Consider the following 1,796-nt stretch of genomic DNA (forward strand, 5'->3'; position numbering starts at 1 on the left):
GTGCACCGCCCCGGTGACCACGTGCCCGCCGCGGTAGGCGTGGTTGCGGGTCACCTCCCGCCAGACCGTGGACCGGTCCCGACCGATCACCGCCGCGATCTGCGGGAAGGTCAGCCCCTGCCCGAACAACACCTCGATCTGGGCGCGCTCCTGCTCCGACAACCGTGCACCAGGCATGACCGGATCCTTCCGTCAGCCTCGTTGCAACAACCACTTGAAGCGGCCGTGCCCCCAAACCCGAGGAACGTCCCCCTCGGCGCGTCGTACCCCGCGTGGTCGTATCCCGCGTGGTCACCTGCCGTGGTCGAGCCCGGGGGTGACCACACGGCATACCGGGTGGGTCAGAGGCGACGCGGCTCGAGGCGCTCCTCGACGGCGCTGCCGCCGTCGCGGGTGACGATGTAGGCGCCCTTGCCGTCCTGCTCGCTGACCGCCTCGACGAGCTCGGTGCCGCGGTAGAGCAGGCCGACGCCGTCATCGGTGCAGTGCGTCGTGGGCAGCGTGCCGTCGGCGACGAGGCGGTGCACCAGCGGCCGGCGTCGCTCCTCGCTGTCGTAGTGCACGCCGTTGCCGTAGGGCAGGAAGCCCAGGGCGTTGGTGACCGGGCGCAGCTCGGCCCCGAAGGAGTCGGTGGTGCCGCCCTCGAACCAGCAGATCGACCCGGCCGAGACGCCGGCGAGGACCACACCGGCCTCCCAGACCCGGCGCAGGATCTGGTCGAGGTCGTGCACCCGCCACACCGCGAGCAGGTTGGCCACCGAGCCGCCGTTGACCCAGACCACGTCCTGCTCCAGGAGGTGGCCCTCGACGTCCTCGACGTTGGGCATGGTGAACAGGTTGAGGTGGCTCAGGGCGTAGCCCGCGTGCCGGCCGGCCTCGTCCATCTCGGCGTTGAACCAGCGCTGGTCGCCCATGGCGGTGCCGACGTGGCAGACCTTGGGGATACGCGCGTCGGCGCCGGACAGATCCACGGCATAGTGGACGAGCTCAGCGAACTCGAAGCGCAGGCGCTCGTGCATCCGGTAACCGCCGGAGGTGGCGAGGATCGTGGGGGTGTCGGTTGCCATGCGCGAAACCCTAGGGGGTGTCTGCGATGGAGCAGCCCACGGTGCCCGGGTGTGTCCTGCTCGGCCAGGTCGGGCGGGGCGCGTCGGGCACGGTCTGGCTCGCCGAACGCCAGCGTGACGGCGCCCGGGTGGCCGTGAAGGTGTTGTCCGGCAACGGAACCCGTCCCGGCGCCAGTGACTCGGCGGTGCGCGAGCTGGCCGTGCTCAGCCGCACGGCGGGGGAGCACGTGGTGCGGCTGCACGACGCCGTGCCGCTCGCCGGCGGTGGCCTGGCGCTGGTCCTCGACCTCGCCGACGGGGGGAGCCTGGCCCGGGTGGTGGCCGGCCGGGGGCACCTGTCGGCGGGGGAGGCGGTCACGGTCCTCACGCCGCTGGCCGGGGCGCTGGCCCAGCTGCACGAGGCGGGCGTGGTGCACGCTGACGTCTCGCCCGGCAACGTGCTTTTCACCCATGAGGGCAAGCCGATGCTGGCCGACCTCGGGGTCGCCCGGCTGGCGGGGGAGGACCCCGGTGAGGGGCACGGCACCCCCGGCTACGTCGCGCCGGAGGTCGTCGACGGGGCGGTCGCCACCCCCGCGGCCGACGTGCACGCCCTGGGCGCCCTGGGCTGGCTGGCGCTGACCGGTGTCGCGCCGCCGCCACCGGCGGTGCGCCCGCCGCTGGCCACGCTCGGGACAGCAGCCCCGGTGGCGCTGGTGGACCTCGTGGAGCGGTGCCTGGCCCGGGACC

The 1,796-nt window shown here is 73.6% G+C and carries 3 protein-coding genes; 1 reads left to right on the top strand and 2 read right to left on the bottom strand.

The features are described from left to right. Positions 1–177, bottom strand: a 177-nt coding sequence (locus tag VF825_RS20135; RefSeq protein ID WP_414695822.1) for a helix-turn-helix domain-containing protein, incomplete at its 3' end; no start/stop codon positions are given. 164 nt (positions 178–341) lie between these two features. Further along, entirely contained in the window at positions 342–1,067 is a 726-nt protein-coding gene (locus tag VF825_RS19190; RefSeq protein WP_331116414.1) for a peptidase E, read from the bottom strand. A gap of 26 nt (positions 1,068–1,093) precedes the next feature. Between VF825_RS19190 and VF825_RS19195 the strand changes: the two genes are divergently transcribed. Then, positions 1,094–1,796 (top strand): serine/threonine-protein kinase (locus tag VF825_RS19195; RefSeq protein WP_331116416.1); only part of this gene is annotated, 703 nt, incomplete at its 3' end.

It is taken from the genome of Oryzihumus sp., assembly GCF_036391795.1.
Taxonomy (GTDB): Bacteria; Actinomycetota; Actinomycetes; order Actinomycetales; family Dermatophilaceae; genus Oryzihumus.